The 24176-nt window shown below is 35.8% G+C and carries 19 protein-coding genes and 1 tRNA gene; 13 read left to right on the forward strand and 7 right to left on the reverse strand.

The window, feature by feature from the left end; genetic code table 11:
• The first annotated feature begins 197 nt into the window (after positions 1–197).
• The 4 genes from ABJF57_RS19080 (at position 198) to ABJF57_RS19095 (ending at position 3160) form a co-directional block, all read left to right on the forward strand.
• Positions 198–1424, forward strand: a complete 1227-nt coding sequence (locus ABJF57_RS19080) for a tyrosine-type recombinase/integrase (protein WP_462232970.1) — start codon at positions 198–200, stop codon at positions 1422–1424.
• A complete protein-coding gene (locus tag ABJF57_RS19085; RefSeq protein ID WP_462232971.1) occupies positions 1421–1855 on the forward strand; it encodes a hypothetical protein in 435 nt (144 codons plus the stop codon). The genes ABJF57_RS19080 and ABJF57_RS19085 overlap by 4 nt, the downstream gene beginning before the upstream one ends.
• 46 nt (positions 1856–1901) lie before the next feature.
• The gene (locus ABJF57_RS19090) at positions 1902–2123 is read left to right on the forward strand and encodes a helix-turn-helix transcriptional regulator (RefSeq protein WP_462232972.1); all 222 of its coding nucleotides are present in this window, start codon (positions 1902–1904) and stop codon (positions 2121–2123) included.
• A gap of 596 nt (positions 2124–2719) precedes the next feature.
• Positions 2720–3160 carry a hypothetical protein gene (locus ABJF57_RS19095; RefSeq protein ID WP_462232974.1) on the forward strand — a complete coding sequence of 147 codons (441 nt, stop codon included), beginning with the start codon at positions 2720–2722 and terminating at the stop codon, positions 3158–3160.
• On the opposite strand, the gene ABJF57_RS19100 is transcribed toward ABJF57_RS19095, so the two are convergent.
• A complete protein-coding gene (locus ABJF57_RS19100; protein ID WP_462232976.1) occupies positions 3157–3387 on the reverse strand; it encodes a helix-turn-helix domain-containing protein in 231 nt (76 codons plus the stop codon). The two genes, ABJF57_RS19095 and ABJF57_RS19100, sit on opposite strands and share 4 nt — an antisense overlap.
• Before the next feature lie 106 nt (positions 3388–3493).
• Between ABJF57_RS19100 and ABJF57_RS19105 the strand changes: the two genes are divergently transcribed.
• Entirely contained in the window at positions 3494–4111 is a 618-nt protein-coding gene (locus tag ABJF57_RS19105; RefSeq protein WP_462232978.1) for an OB-fold protein, read from the forward strand.
• 109 nt (positions 4112–4220) lie between these two features.
• Here the strand turns inward: ABJF57_RS19105 and ABJF57_RS19110 are convergent, their stop codons facing one another.
• The 5 genes from ABJF57_RS19110 to ABJF57_RS19130 all read right to left on the reverse strand — a co-directional run bounded on the left by ABJF57_RS19110 (position 4221) and on the right by ABJF57_RS19130 (position 10164).
• The gene (locus ABJF57_RS19110; RefSeq protein WP_462232980.1) at positions 4221–5117 is read right to left on the reverse strand and encodes a haloalkane dehalogenase; all 897 of its coding nucleotides are present in this window, start codon (positions 5115–5117) and stop codon (positions 4221–4223) included.
• An 11-nt stretch (positions 5118–5128) separates the two neighbouring features.
• Positions 5129–5542 carry an acyl-CoA thioesterase gene (locus ABJF57_RS19115; protein WP_462232981.1) on the reverse strand — a complete coding sequence of 138 codons (414 nt, stop codon included), beginning with the start codon at positions 5540–5542 and terminating at the stop codon, positions 5129–5131.
• A 1-nt stretch (position 5543) separates the two neighbouring features.
• Positions 5544–6569, reverse strand: a complete 1026-nt coding sequence (locus tag ABJF57_RS19120; RefSeq protein ID WP_462232983.1) for a cupin-like domain-containing protein — start codon at positions 6567–6569, stop codon at positions 5544–5546.
• Positions 6570–6584: 15 nt separating this feature from the next.
• Complete coding sequence (locus ABJF57_RS19125) at positions 6585–9890, reverse strand: P-loop domain-containing protein (protein ID WP_462232985.1); 3306 nt, start codon at positions 9888–9890, stop codon at positions 6585–6587.
• A gap of 148 nt (positions 9891–10038) precedes the next feature.
• Positions 10039–10164 carry a hypothetical protein gene (locus tag ABJF57_RS19130; RefSeq protein WP_462232987.1) on the reverse strand — a complete coding sequence of 42 codons (126 nt, stop codon included), beginning with the start codon at positions 10162–10164 and terminating at the stop codon, positions 10039–10041.
• Between the two features lie 108 nt (positions 10165–10272).
• Here ABJF57_RS19130 and ABJF57_RS19135 point away from each other — a divergent pair, with 108 nt between their 5' ends.
• From ABJF57_RS19135 to ABJF57_RS19170, 8 genes are all read left to right on the forward strand, one after another.
• The gene (locus ABJF57_RS19135) at positions 10273–13686 is read left to right on the forward strand and encodes a VIT domain-containing protein (RefSeq protein WP_462232989.1); all 3414 of its coding nucleotides are present in this window, start codon (positions 10273–10275) and stop codon (positions 13684–13686) included.
• Between the two features lie 87 nt (positions 13687–13773).
• Positions 13774–15672 (forward strand): ATP-binding protein, encoded by a 1899-nt coding sequence (locus ABJF57_RS19140; protein WP_462232990.1) that lies wholly within the window; start codon positions 13774–13776, stop codon positions 15670–15672.
• Entirely contained in the window at positions 15662–19846 is a 4185-nt protein-coding gene (locus tag ABJF57_RS19145; RefSeq protein WP_462232992.1) for an NACHT domain-containing protein, read from the forward strand. Before ABJF57_RS19140 ends, ABJF57_RS19145 begins: the two co-directional genes overlap by 11 nt.
• A 163-nt stretch (positions 19847–20009) precedes the next feature.
• Complete coding sequence (locus tag ABJF57_RS19150; protein WP_462232994.1) at positions 20010–20222, forward strand: hypothetical protein; 213 nt, start codon at positions 20010–20012, stop codon at positions 20220–20222.
• A 12-nt stretch (positions 20223–20234) separates the two neighbouring features.
• A complete protein-coding gene (locus tag ABJF57_RS19155; protein ID WP_462232996.1) occupies positions 20235–21770 on the forward strand; it encodes a hypothetical protein in 1536 nt (511 codons plus the stop codon).
• Positions 21771–21785: 15 nt separating this feature from the next.
• A complete protein-coding gene (locus ABJF57_RS19160) occupies positions 21786–22571 on the forward strand; it encodes a hypothetical protein (RefSeq protein ID WP_462232997.1) in 786 nt (261 codons plus the stop codon).
• A 24-nt stretch (positions 22572–22595) separates the two neighbouring features.
• The gene (locus tag ABJF57_RS19165) at positions 22596–23252 is read left to right on the forward strand and encodes a hypothetical protein (protein ID WP_462232999.1); all 657 of its coding nucleotides are present in this window, start codon (positions 22596–22598) and stop codon (positions 23250–23252) included.
• A gap of 27 nt (positions 23253–23279) precedes the next feature.
• Positions 23280–23900, forward strand: coding sequence for a DUF2441 domain-containing protein (locus tag ABJF57_RS19170; protein WP_462233000.1), 621 nt, complete (start codon positions 23280–23282; stop codon positions 23898–23900).
• A 109-nt stretch (positions 23901–24009) separates the two neighbouring features.
• On the opposite strand, the gene ABJF57_RS19175 is transcribed toward ABJF57_RS19170, so the two are convergent.
• Positions 24010–24083: transfer RNA gene (locus ABJF57_RS19175), tRNA-Ile, on the reverse strand.
• Positions 24084–24176: the final 93 nt, after the last annotated feature.

Raw genomic sequence — 24176 nt, forward strand, 5'->3', positions numbered from 1 at the left:
AAAACAAAAAAAGCACAACTTACGCTGTGCTTTAATAGTGGGCCCACCAGTACTAACACCTTATTGAAACAGGCTGTAACATCTAGTCAAAAAATATCCTTATCATATCACATAGCCTTTATTACTTGATAGAAGACTGTAACTTCATGTAACACTGTGTCAATTTTTTATTTATTTTGTAGTACATATCGTAGTACATGCCTCGAACAAAACAATCTTTTCGTCTAAATCCAAGATTCTCTCTGGACAACAATAAAGCGAATGTTGTATTTCTCATTTCATCTCGATTGTTCCCTGGCGGAAGATTTAGTTATGCATTGGGTATTCCTGCTAAACCCTCAGAATGGGATACCAGTAAAGGAAAGTTTAGGGTAGGTAAGACTTTTCCGATGGGAGAGAGAAGGAACAAAATGCTCAATCGGATTTTGAGCAAGGTTAGAGAGGTAACGGAGAAAGCAGATGGAAGCCCTATTAACAAGGAAGTTCTGAGAAGGGAATTAGATAAGTTATTAGGGAGGATCCCAACATTAGTTGAGAAGGATTTTTTCGATTTTTATAATTCCGAGATTGAGATAAATCGGAAATCATGGAAGACCGGTTCTATCAAGGCTCTTAAAACAACATTCAATCAGTTAAAGAAATTCGAAAAGGAGACTAACTACTTTATAAGTTTTGCCACTATAAATCTGGATTTCCACGCAAAGTTTACTAACTGGTTGAATGCTCAAAACTATGCAAAGAACTATGTTGGAAAACAAATTAGAAATATCCGAACCATCCTTAATATGGCCGAGGATTTGAACTATCCGGTTAATCCTGATTTTCATAAGAAGTCTTTTAAGGTTCTAAGAGAGGAAAGTGATAACGTATACCTCACCACTGATGAACTGAATCAATTAAAGGAATTTCAGTATGATGATCCATCTCATGAGAGATGTAGAGATTTGTTCTTATTTCTATGCAATACCGCATTGAGAATTAGTGATGCAAAAAGAATCAATGAAAGTCATGTGTTTGATGACTACATAATGATCAAAGCGATTAAGACCTATCAGAATGTCACCATACCATTGAATAGGGAAGCAAAGAGGATATTAGGTAAATATGATAATAATCTCCCTTCATTTGCTGACCAATATTTTAATCGACTTCTAAAGGTAATTTGCAGGGCTGCCGGAATAGATAAGTCAGTAACAATAACTAAAACAAAAGGAGGGATGAGAGTGGACGCTGTAAAGAAGAAGTGGGAGTTAGTCTCAAGTCACACTGGACGAAGAAGTTTTGCTACTAACAGATTCCTGGAAAAAATGCCTATTCAAGAAATTATGGCTTATACAGGACATAAGACAGAATCTGTTTTCCGGCAGTATGTCAAAGCAGATCAACTTACTGTTATTCGGGAGATGACTAAAATGACATCATGATATTTCGGTACGATAGGGAGAAATTGCTAAAATGGACTAAGGATGAATTAATTGATAAAATCCAAGACTTAGCTAAATATGAACTTCTATTCCTGCAGGAAGAGGAAGAGGAACGATTAAGTATTAGTGCCTACAAGTTTATGGCTGGATGTATGATTGTTAGATGGTTTGATATTGTAAACTCAAAGAATCCAGATAAAAACACTAATGGACATCCAATGTTCACAAAAAAAGAGTTGAGAAGCCTAGCTCAGAATCACAGTTTTTCCTATAATGCAATTCATAGAGCTTACAATCGTCTTTTGGGTGACTTCAGAAAAGAGAACAAAAATATACTAGATAAACACGCAAATTTTTTTCTGCAGAGAGGATTTCTTATGGATAATTCGGCTAAGAACGAAGAAATATTCAGCACCTTCTTACGAAGGTGACATGTCACCGGCCCTGTTTGTGACATTATGATACAAGCTTTGTCCAATGACAGAGCAAGAAATAAGGCAAATCATTGATAGAGAGCTAAACAAGGCCTATCGACCTTCTCTGAACCTTATCTCCATTCAGGCAGCTTCAAATGCATTGGATATATCAAGAATGAGCATCTACAGGATGATCAAAAGAGGTCAATTACAATTGATAAAAATTGGAGACAGAAGCTATTTAAAGATATCTGAGATAAACGAGTTGGGAAAGAGGGAGTAATTGTGGAGCAAAAAACAGTTTCTTCGAGGGGAGGACAACTTGATACATTAGCACAAAGCGAGACAAACTCAGTCTTAATCAATGGTCAAGGGGTTGATGTTAAGAACAAAAAACAGCTCAAGAGTTGGCTAAAGAAAAAAACAATTACTCAAGTAATGATTCTAAACCTGATAGAGGTTGCTGAAAAGAAGGGGAAGCTAGAACAAGTCAAATCCTACTGGAACTCATATTATTGTTTTGATAGCATTTATGAAAAAAGTGGACGTCTTTACGGAAAATATTGTAAGAATAGAGTTTGTACTTTATGCAGTGCAATTCGGAAAGCTGATCTCATTAACAAATATTACCCCGTAATGAGCTCTTGGGATGATGCGCATTTTTTGACATTGACGATTAAATCCATCCCGGCTAAAGAGTTAAATCGATATGCGGATGGACTGCACAAGGTTTTACGAGATATAATAGGGAAACATAGGAAAAGACATCAGAGGGGAAAGGGGATTCGCCTCAAGGGGATTCGTTCATTTGAGTGCAATTTCAACCCCCGGAAAAGAACCTATAATCCACATTTTCATATAATAACCCAAACGGGCGAAATGGGTCAAATTCTTAGAAATGAGTGGATGGAAATATTTCCTTGGAAGCATGTTCAACCGTGGGGACAATCTTTTTCAAAAGTCAAATGTTTAGAAACTAATTTGATAGAAGTTATAAAATACGGTAGCAAAATTTTTACTGAACCTGATCTTGAGTCTAAATCGAAAAAAACTGTTTCTCCATACGTATATGTTTCTGCATTAGATAATATTTTGACAGTAATGTCAAAAAGAAGAATTTTCGATCGGTTTGGATTCAATGTTGGTAAAAAGAATGAAGCAACTGCAAGCTCTGTCGAGTTTAACCTCAAAGAATGGAAATTTGAAATGGCTGTTAATGATTGGTTAAGATCAGCTACCGGTGATCTATTGGTTAAACAAGATTTACCAAAAAATTTACTTTCGCTCCTAAAGAATAACCTTAATCTGGAATTGGACTAATCTTCAAAATTTTTCATTAATTGTTCCAGGTTAATATCAAGAACCTTGCAGAACTTCTTCAAAGTATAAATTGTCGGGTTAGTCTTACCAGTTTCCAGCCTGGTGTAATTCCCTGAATCCATAAACATTCTTTTGGCCATTTCGATAGTACTTAGGCCATATTTGGTTCTCAACTCTTTAAGATGTCCTCCAAATGATTTAAGAAATATTTCTTTATCTGCTTCCATGAATGCTTAGCAACCATGACTAAGCAACGATTTACTGTCATTAAAAACACTATCATATATGACAGTTTATGATATTATTCCTTAGCTTTAGGGAAACTCTATTCTTATGGAAAACTCAGACAAAAAATGGTATGACAACCAGTTTCTAACTCATCTATTACTGGTATTTATATTTCCAGTTGGGCTATATGCACTGTGGAAGTCTAGGACAATTGCGAAGTGGTGGAAAGTCACTGCTACGATAATAATTGCCATTATATTCATTCCGAGTCTGGGGCCAGAAAGTCCTAATGAAGGGGGAAATAAGGATATTAGTATACTTGAATCTCCACAAGTAGAATTGACACAGTATAAGCTTGACAGTATTCAGGAGGTTGAACGGTTAAAGGAAATTGAACAGCGTAAACAATCTACCATTTCGGCAAGACAGTTATTCAAACAGTATGAGGATAATGAAGTGCTGGCTGACAAGAGATACAAGGATAAATACTTCTACGTTGAAGGAGTCATCAGCGATATTGGTAAGGACATCCTTGACGATATTTATGTGGTACTTAAAACTGATAACGTCATGTTCGGTGTACAGTGCTACATAGATGATGAAGAGTTAGTTGCCCAATTGGAAAAAGGGATGAAGGTTACTTTTCATGGTAAATGTGATGGAGTCCTGGGCTCAGTTGGAATGAAGAACTGCACCTTCGTTGAGAATCTTGAATCTCTTTGAAGTATATATCAACCTAGAATATACCGCTTGAAGAAAACACTATGGAATAATAAGCCAAATTTAAAAACATGGCTAAAAACTTTTAATCCTATCAAATAGTATAGATAATTCAGCACCTAGAGAAATACTCTAAAGCCTTCATTGCCACAATATCCCCTAACTCAGGAACAAAATGACCTGAATATTCAATTTCAAGTGGTTCGGAACAATTGCGAATCGTATTTTGAATTGGAATCATTACTGAAGGCCCCACAATTTCATCCTTCATGCCAATAGCCATAAAGGTGTCTCCTTCCCACTGTGTCTTCCAAAAATTTATGGCCTGTTTTGATACTTCAACTCCAGGCATTTCCTTGTTGACCGGTAACAAATTTGGGAATGACCTAACACCTGCTTTATATCTTTTATCAGGAAACGGAGCCTCGTAAGCCAATGCTTCACTTTCACTTACTGTTGGCATCCAAGACTTTATCATCTGAGCAATATTTAAATCGTCCTTTATATTGTTATACTCTTTCCATCTAAGAAATTCCTCATTGATTATTCCATTGGCAAATCCTGTATTCATTATTATTAATCGCTTGAAGCGATCGGGCATAATATGTGGAATTGTTAAGCCAATAACACCTCCCCAATCCTGACAAACTAGAACGATATTTTTTAGATCAAGAGCTAGGATAAACTCTATCAATGCATTTCGATGAAAGTCGAAAGTGTAAATGCTGTCCTCAATTGGTTTATCCGATCGACCAAAACCAAAAAAATCAGGAGCGATAGATCTATATCCATTTTCTTGAAATACTTTGATCATTTTCCTGTATAGGAAACACCATGTCGGTTCTCCATGGAGACATAAAAAGACTTCATCCTCATTAGCTGTACCAATATCCAAGTAATGCATCCTAAGATTAGAATAGCCGGTTAGATTATCAATGTACTTCGGTTTAAATGCAAAATCCGGAAGATTTTCAAACCTAGAATCTGGTGTTCTTAATTTTTCAATCATTTCGAATCTGCTTAATTTTCAAAGAAGATTTGTTCCATAAATTTTGGAATTTCTATTGTCCTGCCCGCTTTAATATCTATCGTGTGACAAGTGAATGATCCGTAACAAAATACTTCACCACTTTCTGACTTAATCTCGAATGGAACTTTTATCAGAGTGTCAGAGATTTTCTCAACCCATGATTTTACATCAACATTAGATATCGTATTGACAATAGATTTTTTGAAATTCATTTCTGTTTTTGTAATGTAAAAGCCATAGCCCTTATTTAGAAAATCCCTTTGATTTAAGCCGTAAGTATTAGCTATATATTTAAATCTTGATGAAACAACATAATCTACATAATGCTTAGAATTGACATGCCCAAACATGTCAAAATCGGAAAAATGAAGATCTATATTTTGCTCATATATAATTGGAACCATATCATTTTTTTTCTTTTTTGTTCATCCCGGGAAAAGTATTTAATATCATAGAGTCTGGCAGTTTCCAACGTCTAGCACCTTTTTGTGATTCATTCCAATATGCACGAATCATATTTCTAATACCAAAAGGAGATGTTGCGGCTAATAAATTAAAGAAAGAGTTGTTTAAACCACCTACCATTGTTCTTAGCGGACATCCAATTGCTACTGATAAGTTTGTGACTTCATGCCACCACCATGAGGGATTAAATAATATGTCTCCTGGATTAAGAATTGCTTCATATTTTGAAACTTTATCATAAAGTAGATAATCACCGTTACTCTTGGCTGAATTTACAGGGGAACCAATAATAGCTGCGCTTGGATTCAGACCAATCATTGGGTACATCGCCAGTGAATCTCTTGGATCAACAAGTACCCACTTTTTTCTTCCTGTTACCATAATAAAAAAATTTGCACCAGCTGCACAATGGAAGGCAGAAGAAGCGTTCTTACCGCCAACAAAAAGCTCCTCTCTAAAGAAACTTATTCTAAATAATTCAGAAAGCTCCTCGCATCGAAGCTTATCAAGAAGCTCTGGATGTTCTTCAAAGAGTTGTGCACAACTAATTACACTCAGGTTTTCTCCATTCTCTATCCTTGAAATCACTTCTCTCATTTGGATAAGTTCTACTTTCTGCTCATGCCAACTTCGTCCCTTAATAGCTTTCCTATGAGTAGGGACCATAGTACTTCCATATTTAGTTTTTAAATCATTGATTTCAATTATTTCCTTTTTAAAAAAATTCGTGATTACCAGAGGCTTGGATGGTTTAGTGTGTACCATCTCTAAATTGAATTTATCAATTGAAATTCTTTCGACTGGAGTTGCAATCTGATTTGGAGTAGCACTTATGCTAACCTCGTATCTTTTATAGATTTTTTGTGCAAAATCACTGAACATATCCTCCCTTTTTAACAGGTGCCTAGCTAGATAAATAGGTTTTAATGAGTTTGGAATTCTGACTTTTGGAACTATTTCTTCCATATCTTCTCGGCTGTATTAATCTTGAACATTTCTTTTCTCATAAACTGAATAGCATGAATCAAATATTTCTCTCACCTCTTTGACCTCAAAAGAATCAACCCTCTCTCTTAAACCACTTTCTTCACTAAAAACTGTTTTGAGGAGAGAGTACACTTCTCCAACCGCAGCGTCGGCCTGAAGGGCTGCACAAGCCAAAAACAAGTAGTGAACCAGTGATATCTCTTCATCCTTAATATTCTTCACTACAAGGGCATAATGAACAGATGCGATTTGAAATGTTCTGTGAGGAGGTGTTACTTCTATTTTATTCTTAGACACCTTCCAAACACATTCACTTTGCTCAGCAATCCTTAAACCTTGCTTAGAAGTTGCATTAAGCGTAGGCCAAGGTGTAATTTTCAGTTCTTTTTTATTCTTAAACCTTATATTCAGAAGCATTAAATAGCACCAAGCCATGCTCGCAGATACTCTTCGACTTAAGGAGTCGTCAAGCGCAGCCATTTGCTCTAAGGTTTTCAAAGAGTCTTCAAAAAGAAAATCCCAATTTTTGTCATCCTTCTCGTTCCTTAGTAATCTCATGCCAAATGAGCTAATTACTGTGAGTCTTGACACCTCGGGATAATCATTCTTTATGGCCGCACCAGCAAGAAACTTATAACATGATCTCATTATTGGTACCGGGCCATTTCCTAAAGTTGCAGCCAAACTCATTAGAGCAATTGGAGAAGCACTTGAGATTCTCTCCCCGTACATATCTTTTATCCATCGATCATCAATTGCCGTTTCTTGTTTATTCATAATACCAGCTAAAAGCAGTGAAGCATCCCTGTATATTTGTTTGTTAAATGCCCTATACTCAAGCTCACTTCCCATTCGACCATAGACTGACAGCGCCAAATAATTAGCCACTAATGAGTCTTGCCATTCTCGGTGTAAAAATCTCATGCCTGCCGATCCGACTGCAGTAAGGACTGTTTTGAATCGAATTGCCCTCATCCCTTTTGAGTCAGAAATTAAATCAAAAGCTGATTTCATATCTTCTGAAAATGGTACCGAATTTCTATTCCAGTTGGATTTCAAAACCTCAGCGTCTTCCTTCAAGTCTTGTTGGTTCATAACTCCCTTGTTCGATCGATAAAAAATCCATGCAATAACACTCAAGGCATTAATCCATACATCCTCATGATATGACTCATTATTTGAAAGTCTTAGCATAGGCAATTGAGATGACTGGACTAGGGCTTTCAGTGCCGTTCTAAGTATTCCGATTCTGGTACTTATTTCACTAACTGAAATAGATTTAATAACAGGTCCTATTCTCCCTAGAATAAGTGGTGTTAACATTAGTATTCTCAATTCATCTTCCTCTATTTTAGAAAAGAGTTTACCTGTCCCTGGAAATAGTCTCTCCGCGTCCTTCTCAGCCAATGGGAGAATTTCAAAAGTATTTGAATTAGTGGTTAACAAATTAATTGTAGGCACTGTAGATCTGACACCAATTACAATCTGTGTCTTATCATAGTTACTAGACAACTTTTGTCTTATCCTCAAAAAAAAGTGTGTATCCGCATTGGGATTATTGACAAGCCATTCATCAATGGCATCAAACACCAGTACAGTCTTTCTCTTATAAATGCTTTCAAGCAAATAACTAGAATTAAGTTTGGCAATAATGTTACTCCAGTTATCAATATCAATTTTGCTTGATGGAGAGGAGCAAGCTTTTTCTTCATATTGATCAGAAAGTACGATTTTACCAAAGCTACTCCAGTGATCCATTAATAATTTAAGCTCAATTGTTCCAGTTTCATTAGAGTTTACAGAGTCCAATTCGTCATTTGTGAAGACCACCTGTTGAAGTGGTATTAGCATGCAAAGCGGAGTCGTTCCTCTAGATTCCAAATATTTGATTGAAAGATTTTTTGCTACGGTTCTTAGCAAAACGGACTTACCTACGCCGGCACCCCCAGTTACTATAAGGTCAGTATTATTGTCAGAGCTGAACGACTTATCTAAAGCATCATAAATATCAATTTGAGATCCCTTTACATCAGTTCTAGATCGATAATTACTTGATAATTCCTTAATTGAATCAGACTTTGAAACAAAATTATTCTCCGATTCTCTAGAGCTTAGCGATATATTTTCATCCAGAAGCCTTGATCTTCTTACTGTTGCATAAGAAATAGCCATAAGAGGATTATCAATATAAGGTTCTACCCTGTTGACAATCATTTGCAGTATTGAGCTATTTGTTGTTTTTGAGCTGAAATTATATTTAGCTATTTTTTCTACCTCCTGATAATGATGATCAGTTTGAGATGAATAGTTATCATCGAATACAAAGTCTGTTATTCTCGGAGTTGGAAGGTTGGAAACTGATATTTTCTTCAGAGCTGAATTGAACCTTCCATTCAAATCAGTTGTATATTGTCTATCGTATCGAACTTGATTAAACAATTCATTTTTACCAAGATTAGACCATTGTCGATTGATTGACTTCAACAGTTTCAGAAGTGGTTGTGAAATGATATTTATTATCCTCAAAACATCTAGGTATGATTTTAGATATTTTTTAATCCCAGAATGTGGAACTGAAAAATTTATTATTTCGCGAGTTCTTCCGACAATAGCAGGCAGTTTCGAATTAGACTTTTTCTTAGAAAGAACATTGCTATCTTCATAAAATAGTTCTTTCAGAATCAATCCGCCAACATCTTCAGCAATAAAGATGAGATGCATGTAGTTAGCGAGTGTTTCTGTCAGAAGTTTCCTCAAGTTAGTAGCAGCCGTTTCTATATCTGCTTGATGGAAAGCTCCTTTTTCATAACTAAATGAAAGTATATCAAAATCGGATCCAGTTTTATCTATGACTAGTTTCGGAAGTCCTCCCCATGTTTTAATTGCGCTTCCTCTAAGTCCATGAATAAAAACTACAAGGCTAGAACGATCTCCGGTCATCCCAGAATGAAATAGTGATTTATCTATTATCTCTGTCCAAAAGCCTTTAATTTTCTTTTTGTCCTTATTAAGTATCTCTGTGAATCTCTCTGATTCTGATGGGTGAGCATCTGCATTTATTTTAATAGATTTTTTAAAAATTGGAATCAGAGATAGAATAATTGAAAAGAAAGAAATTGGACCAATTATTTTTAATGCTTGACTTTGTCCAGGTGACAGTTCTGGGATTTTAAATACTCCAAAATCCAAGCCCGGAAAGTATGGGGCCAGACTAAGGGCAAGTGAAAGTGTCAGTAGGACACCAATAAAACTTGATGGCAAGTTTAAAAAACTAATAAGGCTTCTTCGTTCAGGTGACATTTTGAATTGCGTAAACTAGGCAATTCAATTTACGATAATTTTTACTTTAAACTTAACTCTTGTATCTACGGAAGAATTATTTGTAATATTATAATAAAGATGATTTTGTTAAGAGATTCTTTTCATTGATCATATTGCTTATTCTCATTCAAGTCTGCCAAATGACTATCAACCTGTCAAGGTTATACTTAATGGCAAACAGAATCATTCCCCAGATCAGGTAATGCTTTCTATTTATCTCCCCTTTCCATGAGAGTAATTGTGAGAGTTTCATAACTTCCAAGTTAGCAGGTGTATATGCCAAGATAAATACCTTGGATTGAAATTTGTGGAATTTGGAGATACGATGCATCTCAATGGAGATGAATATGATTGATTGCTTATGAAATACTTATTACCTATCCTCGTATTGTTTGCTTCCATTGATCTTCAGGCTCAGGAAACCTTATTAGCCGTGAAAGATAAGGAGGCTGAAGTGGAGCTACATTCGGTCAAAATAGATGTTGAAATTATTGGATCAATTGCCATTACCAATACTGAACTCACCTTCTACAATCCAAATGATCGGGTATTAGAAGGAGAGCTCAATTTCCCCTTAACTGACAATCAACAAGTATTTCGGTTTGCAATGGACGTAAATGGAAAGCTGAGAGAAGGAGTGGTCGTAGAAAAAACGCTTGGAAGGAGGGCTTTTGAGGGTGTTGTAAGGCAGGCTATCGATCCTGGGCTACTAGAACAAACCGAGGGGAATAATTACAGAGCAAGGGTATATCCAATTCCAGAAAAAGGCTTCAAAAAAGTGGCTATAGGATACCAGGAGGATTTGAGCTTGTCTAACAAAAACATCTACCAGCTGCTCCTCGAATATGGAAAGGTTAAGGAATTTTCACTTGTAATCAAGGTATTAAATCAGTCGAACGCTCCGCAGATTGATAAGTCAGATATTTCCAACTTTGATTTTAAGAGTTGGCAGAACGCCTATATCGCAGAGACGAGAAAGAAGAATTACAACGCTATTGGAAGTCTTGTTATTGATCTTCCGGTTGAAGCTGGAGTTGCGCAATACCGTCAAAGTCTAGCTGAGAGTTCAGACTATTTCTACCTGGTGGATAAGCCCACCATAGAACAGAATATAAATAGGGAAGCGCAAGAGAATTTACTGATTCTTTGGGATGCCTCTTTTTCAGCAAGAAATAAACACATAGAAAAGGAGCTTGCTCTTATTGAAAAGTATTCGGATGGGAATAAGAAAAAGGTGACTGTAGTTCGGTTTAGCAATCAGGCAATTGATACGGCTGATTTTGATAACAAGAAAAACCTGATTGAATATCTGAAACAGACCGTTTATGATGGGGGTACTAATCTTTCCTCCATTGATTTTTCTCAAATAGCTTCAGAAACCATCCTGTTTACTGATGGTCTTGATAATCTTACTGGTTCTGGTAGGTATAGCGCAAAGCACCCAATCCATTGCATTAGTTCTTCATCGAAAGCCAACAGTAAACAACTTGAATATATCATTAATGCTACTGGCGGTACTTATATAAATCTTCTCAACACAAGCGTCGATCAAGCATTGGCAAAGTTGACCCAATATGAAGTAAGGTTTATTCGAGCCGAGTACAATAGCAGGAGAATATCAGATGTGTACCCGAATACCTCGGTTAGTCTGCCTAATGAAACCTTGGCAATTTCAGGTAGGATAAAAGGTAAGAAAAAGGCAAAGATCACTTTGATATATGGAATTGGGAACAGGGAAACATTTAGGAGGGATGTGACCATTGAGGCCTCTAATCACAGTAGTTCCATTGGGCGACTCTGGGCTTCCAATACGGTAAGGTATCTCATAAGAGATCCGGAAGAAAGGAAAGATGAAATTATCAATTTGGCGAAGAAATACGGATTGGTTACGCCATATACTTCACTTATTATTCTGGATCGGGTGGAGGATTATGTAGAGTATGGTATTGAACCACCAGAAGAACTTTTAGAAGAATACAACGAATTGATTGCAGAAAGAGAAGAGGAAAATTCTTTAGAACTGTCAGAAATAAAAGATTTGGTTTTGGAAGATTACCTTGATTTTGAAAATTGGTGGAGTAAAAATCAAAAAGATACAGCAGTCTTTGTAAAGGAAAATAAACCAGAGAATCAAAGCCAACAAGATGTACCTCCACCTCCACCACCATTAGACAACAATTCAACCGAGACGGTGGATCGTGATACTATACAATTGGGAGGGTGGGAGACTGTACGTATTAATCAAGTTGACACCACAGTTTTTAGCAAGCTGATAAGAGGTACGATTACAGATGATATTGGAGAGCCATTACCTGGTGTGAATGTCATAATTAAAGGAACGACAAGTGGAACGGTTACAGATATGGGTGGTAGATACCAAATCTATGTAAGGCCTGAAGATATTTTGGTTTACTCCTACGTAGGTTTTGAGGCTCAGGAAATGGAGATTGGAGAGGAGGCAGAACTCGATATTATCATGGGCGGAGCTACGGAATTACAAGAAGTAGTTACACTAGCTTATGCCACAGAATTAAGAGGTCAGGCTGCAGGCGTTCAAATAACTCAGGCTTCTGGAGTGACAGAATCGCAAGAACAAGATGGAACTGTGATTGTAAGAGGTTCTAATTCTGTGACTTTAGGAAATAGCCCTCTCTTTATAGTAGATGGAGAGATCATGACAAGTGAGGAATATCAAGGGATATTAGCCGATGAAATTGCTGACATCAATGTGATCAAAAGCGAAACTGCGACAAGCCTTTATGGTTCAAGAGCCAGTGATGGGGTTGTGGTGATTACTACTAAGTGGGGTCTGGAAGATGATGTCGATTTACCGGATTCATTATCAGCTTATTTTGATAAATCAATTGAAGTCAAATCATGGATTCCAAATGAACCCTACATTGATTCACTAGATGCCTCAATAAATCATTTGAGATATGAGAAATACTTGGAGCTCAGGAAAAAGCATGAAACTAATCCATCCTTTTTCCTAGGAGTTGGTAACTACTTTCTGAATCAGGGCAATTCTACGATTGCAATAAGGGTACTTTCAAATATTGCTGAACTCGAATTAGAAAACCATGAATTGCTTAAAGTACTTGCAGCAAAATTCAAGAATGAGAAGCAATATAAAATCTCTGAATACCTGTATAAAAGGATCTACGAGATAAGACCAGAGGAACCACATTCTAAGAGAGATTTAGCTTTATTGTATGAGGAGATGGGTAAGTATCAAAAAGCACTTGATCTTATGGTGGAGATATTAACTTCCGATATAAAGGATGATGATGAGTTGTTCCCTTATTTCAAGTCAACCTTGTTGAGAGAATTAAACAGTCTTATTTCAAGAAAAGGTAAGGATCTAGCGTTGGGTGAAGTTCCAAAAGAGCTCATCAAAGATATGCCAGTTGATATCAGAATTGTGATTGATTGGAACTCACTTGAGACAGATATTGATCTTTGGGTGACGGAACCCAATGGAGAAAAGTGCTATTTCACTAATCCTCTAACTGTCAATGGAGGACGCTTGACTGAGGATTACACAGATGGTTATGGTCCAGAAGAGTATCTGATCAAAGAAGCTGTCTCCGGAGATTATATCATAGAGGTGGATTACTATGATGAAAGAGTTCAGAAAGTATCAGGTCCAGTTACTATTCAAGTTTCTGTTTTCAAGAATTACGGTCGCTCTAATCAAACTGTGGAAAAAACTGAGCTTCAACTAAAAGAGCCAGACCAGAGCTATAGGGTAGGAGAGGTTAAATGGAAAGAGTAATGAATACTTAGTGGAGATAATTTCAAGTGATTTTTCAATTAGATAGTATTATCATATATAACTAACTTACCTTATTTAAAGCCTGTAATGATTCTTAGACTCAATAATTTAAACGGATATGCTGACATTCGTTTGCTTGAAGATAAGCCCTTGGAGATTCGTCCTGGAATTAATCTATTAGTTGGTAGGAATGGTAGCGGAAAAAGTAATCTCATCAGGCTAATTCAATATTTAGTGACAAGCGATGGAGATATCCGCAGGGCGGTTGAATCTTCTGTTTTTAAAAAGTACGCTGAAAACACAATTAAGTCGGACAAAGAGATTCATAAAGCATTTGGTTCAATCGAACTGATTAAGTACTTATTCAAAAGAAAAAAACTTTCAGTAAGTGCTCATCTCTCAACAGAAAAACCCGTAGAGAAATTTGTGCTAGAAAATGTAAAAAACTCACCTGAGAGTTTTCATAGCTTTCTTTCTATTGATAAGCCCCCATTTGATTGTTCATGGAATTGGATTGGCAATAATGACGGGATTAGAAACATGAATATGTCGGGGCACCATTTTTCAAATCTTCTAAGCAAGCAACAAGATAAGGATATCACTAGATTATTTGATGAGCCTGTTGAAATGGTCAATGAATTTGTCAGAGCCAAAATGAGGGAATTTTTCAGTAGCTCAGATTTCAAGAATCAGCTTGATGAACTGGAGAACTCAATGAATTCCATTTTGGGGAAATTCTTGCTGAATACGAATAAAAGAATATGTCTGCTACATGATATGGAGAGACTTGGATCCATTAAGCTGACAATCAAGGATGGTGACAATTATATAGACCCACAAGTAATGAGTTCTGGGGAAAATGTACTATTGAACTTGATATACTCCTTAACCACTGCCAAGACTAACCAGTATGATTTTGTTGCCTTAGACGAGCCAGAATTACACATGCATGATGATATGATAGAGGTGCTTGTTGAAGAAATTGATTCACTCTCAAAAGAGGTTCCTAACTGCAGTTTCTTAATTGCAACTCATTCTACTTCGTTGATTGAACAGCTTGCAAACCTTGATAATAGTCCAAACCTTATTCTTTTCGATGAGAGCAGAAATGTTTCCAACTCCGAATATGATATCGATTTTATGAAGGCTCTTAAAAGGAATGGGGTGTGGTTCACCCCTCTTATGCTCTCTAAAAAACATAACCTGTTTATTGAGAATGATTTAAATAAAGGAGTAAAGCACAGAAACCTACTTCTTTCATTTTTTAAGCCCGGTTCCTCTGCTCCGAATATCATTCCTATCGGAACAAGCGATAATGTTTTGAAAAGCGATAATTTTTCTATGATCCTAGAAGATTTGATTCCAATCGAATCAATGAATTCAATTGGTATAAGAGATGGTGATCTTTGGTTTAAAAAGCATCTATTTTCATTCTTGAAAGATGAGCTAGACTTAAACTCACTTTTAAGCCTACTTCCGGATGATACTGGGCTATACATTAGAAACACCGAGGTGTCCAATCAGTATTATTTTAATTTTTGGGAGATTGAAAACATCTACTTATTTGATGAAATGCTCCCGTGTTGGGTAAAAAAAGAGAACTCTCTTAATCGTGAGATTTATGTAGAGCTATTGCAACGAAACCGATCAAAAATCACTAGGATATATCTTCATAATTTCTTTAAAAAACTTAGTTACAGCAGCAGGTTTGATAGACCATCATCTATAGAACAGGATGCGAAAAGAATTGAGGCCACAAATCTAGAGCTGGCTGAAAATGTTAAGAATATTAAATCCTTGGAAAATAAAATCTCACTTCTGATTGATAACCTTATCGAAAGGAATCTACTGAGATGGCTTCCAGGTAAAGAGTTAGATAAAATGCTTAGAGGAGAAGGATATGATTTCGATGATACTCATTTTGATCATGTTAATTCATCAATTGGTTTGAGGCTTCAAAGAATAATTGAATCAAATGGAAATTGATGGAAACGATCCAAATGGCGTAGAGAAGTTAGTTAACCTTTTAAAGACAGGGATTCAACTAGTCAATGGATTGAGATCACTGTGGCCAAAGGTCGACAAGAACAAAAATTTTGATCAAGCTTTAAATGATGCGCTTTCTAAAATCAATAAGCATTATGGTAAGAAATTATTTGGTGACAATATTCACCAGGTCTTCAAAAACCCTGAAGTAAGAGAACCCCTCAAACAAGTATTACTTGGCTATGGAGATCCTGACAAGGACTTATTAGCTCCACATATTGATTTTGACACCCTACCTGATGATTTCTTTGAAAAGCTACTCTCTTATCTGATAGAAGAACTTCTACAATATGAAGACACACGAAAGGGACTCGTGGATTGGTTGAATTCTCAAGACTTGACATTCATAAAAAAAGAGGTTTCTGAAACTAAGGAAGGAGTTAATGAAATTAGAGATGATGTTAAAGAGCTCCTCCTACTTATTCGGCCGGAAAAAGGTTTGATCAGTGATAGCATAGAATCGAATCAGTATGAATCAATTTCCGGCTACCTACAACGATCATTATTGAAGTTTGAAGAGTTTGATTCAGTAAATCTTGAAAGCAGCTTTAATAGGACTTTTCTTCTAGATACTAAAGCCCTTCAACTTGATGAGCTTGTTGATACTAGTTCCAAAATTGTGATCCTGGGAGTTGGAGGTTTTGGAAAAAGTACTGAGTTGAGACAAGTAGCCTACAGTTTATCGAAGAGGTCAAATTGTTATCCTCTTCTTATTGATTTAAAGAATTATTGGAATGAAACTATTGAAAATCTTCTCTTGGATGAATTCAAAGATTGGGAGAAAGTTCCAGAGGAAAACCTCTTTGTGGTTTTTGATGGATTGGATGAAGTTCATCAAAGCAAAACAGACGAGTTCATCCGAAAACTGAATCGTTTTTCTAAATACCACGATAGAATTAAAATAATCGTCAGTTGTAGAAACAATCAATACCCACTAGATGACGATCAGAAAGGAGCACTAGAAAATTTTGAAGTTTATTCTCTTGCTCCTTTAAAGCATGATCAGATCCAGGCTTTCTTGAAGGAACAACTTAGCGAAAAGGCGGAAGAGTTCTTCAATCATATTTGGAATAATAACTTGTATGATCTAATTCAATCGCCTTTTTATCTCATTAAGATCACAGAGCTTTACTCACAAGAAGGGTTTTTGCCAGAAAAAAAAGCGGATTTGTTCAACTATCTCATCACTGAAAAGATCAAGAGTGATTATAATAAATTCAAACTAGTAGGAATCGATCTTCTTAATTACGATAGTCGGATAAAAGGGCTGATAGCAAGCATAGCTTTTGTAAGCCAATGCTTAGGCATGAGCTATTTAAATGAGTCAGAAGAACTTCAATTGGTCGTTTCTGATATCGAAATGCTTAAAAGGATACAAAGAGCATTCTTATTTAACAGAGGATCTGAGGGTACTTGGGAGTTTGAACATAATAATTTCCGAGAATATCTAGCAGCAAAATTCTTGTCCGATAAGTCATTAGATTTCATAAAAAATGTAGTTGCTTTTGCTCCAAATTTTTCCAAGATAGAACCCAAATGGGTCAATACTTTAACCTTTCTTATTAGCATTTTACCAAAAGAGTCAGTGTTGAAGGGTCAGGTTTTAAATTGGATAGTAGATATAGAACCCGATCTACTTTTCCGAATGGAGAAGGAGAAGTTGGATCTCGAAGTTAGAACCATGCTTGCTAGAGATATTGTCGTAAAATATGAATCAAGAAATTTATGGCTGAGAAGTGAAAAATTCACTACTGGAGAGATATCAAAGTTTGTATCAGATAGTACTGAGATTTTTGATTGGATGATAGGACGATTATCTACTGCGGAAGATAGTGTCACTCTGACTCATACTTTGGAGATTTTGGAAGGCTTGAGCATTGATCTAAGGAAAAAAGATGAGGTTGTACAGAGTCTAATGTCTGCTTTGAAGAGGGATGGGTTTGATGAACATTGTTATTACAAGATTGCGAAACAGCTTATTACTTTAGATTTTAATGATCCTTCGATTATTGAAGTACTTCATACAAAAAGTGACTTCAAGGAGAGTCAATATATCAGAGCTTCGTTATATCTATATATTCATTCATTTGGCTATTCAGATCAGCACATTGATATCTTGATTGAAGGAATTTCTTTAGTGAAGAAAGTCAGAGCTTACATAAACTCTTCAAGGACAAAAAGAGCTCCAGTTATTGAGGCTGAATCGAGAAATCTGATTGACTCAGTTAACGGCATAAAAGATGTTGAATCGATAAAAAAACTACTGAAGTGGGCTCTTGGAATAGATAGGATATCTCCACCTCTTCACATTGAAAAAATCATTGAAATAGGTATAGAGAAAAGTATTGAGTTATTTTCTTCAGACCCTGATATACTAGAATTGATGGTTGAACTTTTCTTGAAAATCGATAGGATCTATGCCCCTGAAATTGAAGCAAAAATTTTAGAATTTTTTAGCGAGACTGGAAGCAGATTTAAGGCATTTGAAATTCTTTTTGATAGATGTAAAAATGATAAGGATGATCATTACTATTCCATGTATAAACTTGCTGATGTTGAGGCTGCTGGAGTAGTTTTCAAGAGCTATACTGAAGGAAATTTATCGGATGAATTTGTAAGAGGTTTTAGAAACCTTCTATGGAGGACCAATGATCAGGCGCACAATTGGTTTCATTCAAAAATTAATGAGTTTTCAAACGATAAGTTCCTGTATCCTCCTCCAGAAGTTTCTTGGGAAGAGAGAGTGAAGCATAAGCACAAACAAGACATTCACTTCCTTTTTAATAAACCAGAGTTGTTGTTGTTGGTAAAGGAAGTATATCAAGAATATGGTTTAACTGAGCTTGAAATAAAGGATACCTACAGATCCTATAGAAGGAAAAATCCAAGTTTGGAAATAGAAGAGAATCTTGCATTAGATATAATCAGAGATTTAGCGGAAGATCAGTCAAGTGTATCGGAGGAGGGTGTAATCAAATTCATAAATGATGAAAAGATTTGGGAGAGATACAAGGTGGGTACTCTTTTACAGAAAGACATACGAGGTGATTTAAGCCTTGAGGGAAGAGAGATTAATTTCCTAAAAAGTTGGTTTGAAAATAGACTGCCTGAGTGTGATTTCAAAAAAGGGATTTACAAGTTAAATGGAGGTTGGTACTATAATACTCTTGAGAGACGAATAGCCTATTTAGCACAAGAGTTTGATTTTTCTATCCCCTGCGATCTTACTCTGGATTTTGTGTATATGGATGATTCAAGCTATATCCTAAAGAAGCATTCAAAACTGGAAGAGGAGAAGAACCTAGAGGAGGCTCCAAAACTCACTGATTGGGTGGCTTCTCAGTGTGGTTTTGATAAGACAAGGGATAAAGTATTGGAATGCTTAGATGGTACACTTTTCAACCAAGTGAGAGTCAACCTGCTTTCATTTTGCGCTAAGAATGATATCAAAGAAGCCATTCCGTACTTTATTTCAACTATTAAAGATTCTTCGTTCCAGGATTACCATAGATATGGTCTACTCGAAGGGTATTTTAAATTGACTGATGATTATGAACCAATTCTTTCATTCCTAGGAGACTTTGACTCAGATACGCAACTTCATGCGATAGACCTACTTGGTAAAAACAATTACTCCGGATTTGAAGAATTATGCTTGAAATTCATTGAGGAGGAAGCAGACGAAAGGGAGAAGCTAAAAATTATAAATAAGCTTGGCAAGTATAAACATCTAAGTGGGTATCAGGAAATAGGAAAGTGGGTAGTCAGAAATAATGACTTACCAGATGATTTTTATCATAATGTTGACCCTCCTGTAGAACTTCTGGATCAGGTTCTTGAGCCATATATTGATATCTATGAAGCTGCAGTAGAGAATGACTTTGGCGATTGGGATTTCAGAAATAGGAGAGGATACTTGGAAGTTATTCTAAAAGCTGGAGCGCTTTCTGAGTCTAACTATAATCGTGTCAGAAGCAAATTCGAGGAATGGATAGAAAGATTCCAAAATCACTCATTCTTACATCTAAAGCTAGAAGAATTGGATACACTTTACTACCAGAACATTACTCCTGTTATGACAATAGATGAGGCAGTTAGGCTGATAGAAAGTTGAGCAGTTATTACTAATAGCTAATTAACAATTCTAATTGTCGAATCATTGTTTTCATAAGTGAAATGATTGAATACAGGGTAATCAAGATAAATGATCCATGAATCCGTAAGAATATAGTTGATTGGTTTTTAGTTTATATTTATTATATATAACGACTTATGATATGGGAGATTTATTTAGATGGACTGATTATTTAGCTGATAAGACCATAGATGATGGTCTTACTGAAAAAGATGTTAAAGAAAGTATATTTTCTTTTTATGATAAGGAAGGTAGTGCTATCCCATCCATTGAAAATATCGAGATTCTTGAGTATGGGTATTGCAAAGCTGAACCAAGGGGAATTATACTGGTAGTTAGGTGGAAACAGGTTTAAAGAGCAGTTCTTATGGCGATGTACTCTGAACCTGAAAAGCAAATTGCAAGAAATGAAGCTCTAAAATTTGGAGTAAATACACTCACCAAGAACCGACATAAGAGCACAATTGCAAGGAGATCGTATGTAAGGGATATAAAGGAGTATTTGAAGTCCAATGGTTCTAGCTATGACAAAGAAATCTTGTCATTCTTAGATGATTCCGAAATTTCAAAATGGGAAAAATTCTATGATTCAATAATAAGAAAAAAGGAGCCAGGAGAATTAAGAGTTGCATATTTAAGTGGCCCCAATCCAGAGAATGATATAGAAGTCTTTGTGGAAAATGGTGTTCTTCCAGAAAATATTTGGGCTTTTGAATCAGATAATAAGGCCTATTCTTCAGCTGTTATCGCTGCCTTGGAATCTAAGTTTCCATTTGTTAAAATTTATAAGGGTAGAATTGAAAACTACCTTAAAATTCTACCATTTAAGTTTGATATAATATATCTAGACTTTTGTGCTACTATAGCTAGTTCAAAAACACTATCGGTCATTCGTGATATTTTTCTCCATCAAAAACTTGAAAGTTTGGGAGTTCTTATCACAAACTTTTCTTTGCCTAACAATACAGATTCTCGAAATCTGGATTATCGAGAAAATATCAATTTATTAGCTGCGAACTATTTATACGCTAAACCATTTACAGAGAAGTTAACAGGATTGGGAGGTGGTTTTAGAGAGTCAGCACAATGTCATGGAATTGATCCAGAAGAATTTTTAAAAATTGCGAGAGAGGATGAACGAACTTTCTATAGTCAATTAATAACCAGAGTTCTTTTTGATCTTCCAAGTGTGTTAATCCCATATCAACGTTTAGCTGGTAATGAATCTCTAATTAAGTTGTTTTTTAAAAATTTCAACAGATCATCTTTTCACAAAGATTATCAAGAGGATCTAATGTGTTTCCCAGATGAAAACTCTCTGATCTGGGGCCTATCAGACTTTGTAGTCGAGAAAGAATCTTTTTCTTCATTTTTCGAGAAGTTCAAGAATCAAATTTCTATAGATTCAAATGCACAAAATCTTTTAGATAGCATAGAATTGGTTTCTTATTTTATTACTGAGAGGGGAGAGGAGGGACTACATAGTGACAAGCTGGATGTCATAAGGGAACGATGGAATAGTTTTGAAAAATACACTTTCTGTGATGTGTTTATGTTTCATCAACTTAAAGATATTTTAGTTGGTCAACTGACCAGCCCTTATTTCTATAACGTTGATTATACTAAAAGATGGTTATATAAAGCTAAGGCTACAGAAATGTATATGGATTTAGTTACCTATGATGAATGTAGATACGTTTTTGACTGGATGCCCACATTAGATATGCTGGAGGAGGGTGTTGAAGATTGGAATAGACAACTTTCTTTAAGATTTGCAATGGATAGTATAGCAAAGCAACGTAGGTGGTACAATAATGAATTTTTTTTTGGTACTGCCGTTGTTGACCAAGACACCAAGACCTTCGAGGCAAAGGAGTTGAGAAGAAGGAAGCTAATTAGCTAAATAACTTCCATGGCTATGAAATATGAGAATAGAATTGTTTTGTTTCTAGACATCTTAGGTTTTGAAGGGATAATTTCAAAAACAGTCGAAAAGGAAATTGATGATGAAGAAAAGATATCTGACCTCTATCAGGTATTGTCCTTAATTCGTTTTCAGAATGATGATGTTCCTAATACCAAATCTAAAGTCATAACCCATTTTTCTGACTCTTTAGTTGTGTCATTTCGTGAAGATGATGTCGGAGAATTTATAGTTTTCTTTAGAGAAATTCTTGATTTGGTCACCAAGCTCATAAGACATGGGATATTATGCAGAGGAGGAATTTCTCATGGTAAATTATATCATTCAGATGAACTACTTTTCGGGCCAGCATTGATAGATGCGTACCAGACAGAATCAAGAGCTGCACTTTATCCGAGGATCATTCTAGATAGACATACAGTTGATCTTCTCCATTCAAACTATCAAGAAAGAGTTACTGGCAGTATTGAGCAAATGCGGTTCGATCCTAAGGTTAGGTCAATACTGACTAGGGATACCGATGAAAAACTTTACATAGATTACTTTGAAGGTGCTTTAACCTTATTTCAGGATAAAACCTTAGTGTCTTATTTTAAGCAGTTAAGAAAAATCATTGTAGGAGGTCAAAGGTTTACTAAACCAGATGTTAAGGTAAAGTATGGCTGGATGAAAAATAAGTTTAATAAGTTCTTGAAAAATTTACCATCTACCGCTCATGAGAATATGTTTTGGCATGACCATTATGATCTTCTCTTAAAGAATATTGCACCTATCAAATAGTTCTTACCAAGTAAACGGCAAACTATGGAACCACTATCGATATGTAATGAAGTATCTCAAAATGCAACTACCTGGACCCTTCAAAACATAAAGGATCTAGTTTACATTGTGGCTGCCGCCGTTACTATGTTCCTTGCTTTTCGTGGATTCAGTCGTTGGAAGAAAGAACTACGTGGAAAAGCGTACTTTGATTTTTCGCATAGGTTTTTAAAAGTTACATATATCATTCGTGATACGCTTTATGATAAACGTGGGATTATGTATGAAAATTCTGAATACCTAGATCCTGGGCCACCATCAGAAGATCAAAAGGAAGCTGAGGTGAAACATTCATATAAGGTTTACAATGGTCGTCTAAAAGAGGTACTATCTGCTGCTCAAGAGTATAATAGCTTACTTGCTGAAGGGGAAGCCTTGTTTGGAGAAAATTTCAGGGAAATAGCTCAACAACTAATTGTTAAACTGAATAGCTATAGATATGCAATCGATCAACACCTGCAGTATAAAGCAAATTTCATTTATGATTCTAAGTTAGCTCCAATGCCTGAAGAATATCGTGCAAATATTTATCCTATTGTGCATAGACAAGGAGGAAATGGAAACGACCCATTTGGAGATTCGATTGATGCCATTATTGATGAACTTAATAAGATATTAGTTCCATTGATTAGGGCTAAATGAAAAGGCTTATCTTGTAAATTTTGATTTATGGAAACATTCCTTCACCTAAATAATACCAATTCCAATTGGAAAGAAGGTGATGAAATATTTATAGGAAAGGGATATAATAATTTCTGGAGAACTTACTTGGAGAGAGATGAATCTTTTAACATTCAGGGAGAAGAGCTAAATGCTTTTAAAGTACTAAATGCAGCATTTGAGGAGTATTCAAAGATTCATCCTCCTCCTAAAAAAATGGATAGCTATCATTTCCAACCAATAGATACTCTTAGAGAATCTATCGAGTGTCTTAGAAATGCGATTACTATTAATAGAGAATTAATTTTTGAATCAGTAAGGAAAGATATTTATCCACACTTGCCAAGTAGACAAAAGTGTATTTGGTTAATTCCAGAAGTTCAAGAGTCTCTAAGATTTTGGATGAGTGTTCTGAACAGAGGAGAAAGAAAAAGACTATTTCGGTTAGAGTTATTGGAGGGGAAATTTCATAGGGCAGCACAAGAGTGGTTGGTTGGTGGTACTTACTCAATTAACAAATGGAATCAATTAGCAAAAAATTATTGGGAAGGTGAGAGATCAGGAAATATTGAAGATGAAGTACTTTACGAAGGAATGATTAGAATAGTGGAAGAAGTTGTTATGCGCTGACTTCACTGAATCTTAGGCTTTTTAGAAGCAATTAAGTCTGTTTCGTATCCTATTTTGTAGCACATAAAAATAAAAAACCCCCACTTGAATAAGTGAGGGCTATTTATTGTGGGCCCACCAGGGCTCGAACCTGGGACTTACTGATTATGAGTCAGTTACTCTAACCAACTGAGTTATAGGCCCTTAACATTCATTGCGGTCTTTCGACTGGCTTCTGAAATTTTCGTTTTGGCAGACTATCTTGTGCCTTGCTTCAAAACTAATAATAAAAGCTGT

The organism is Ekhidna sp., from assembly GCF_039940915.1.
In the GTDB taxonomy this organism is placed as follows: Bacteria; Bacteroidota; Bacteroidia; order Cytophagales; family Cyclobacteriaceae; genus Ekhidna.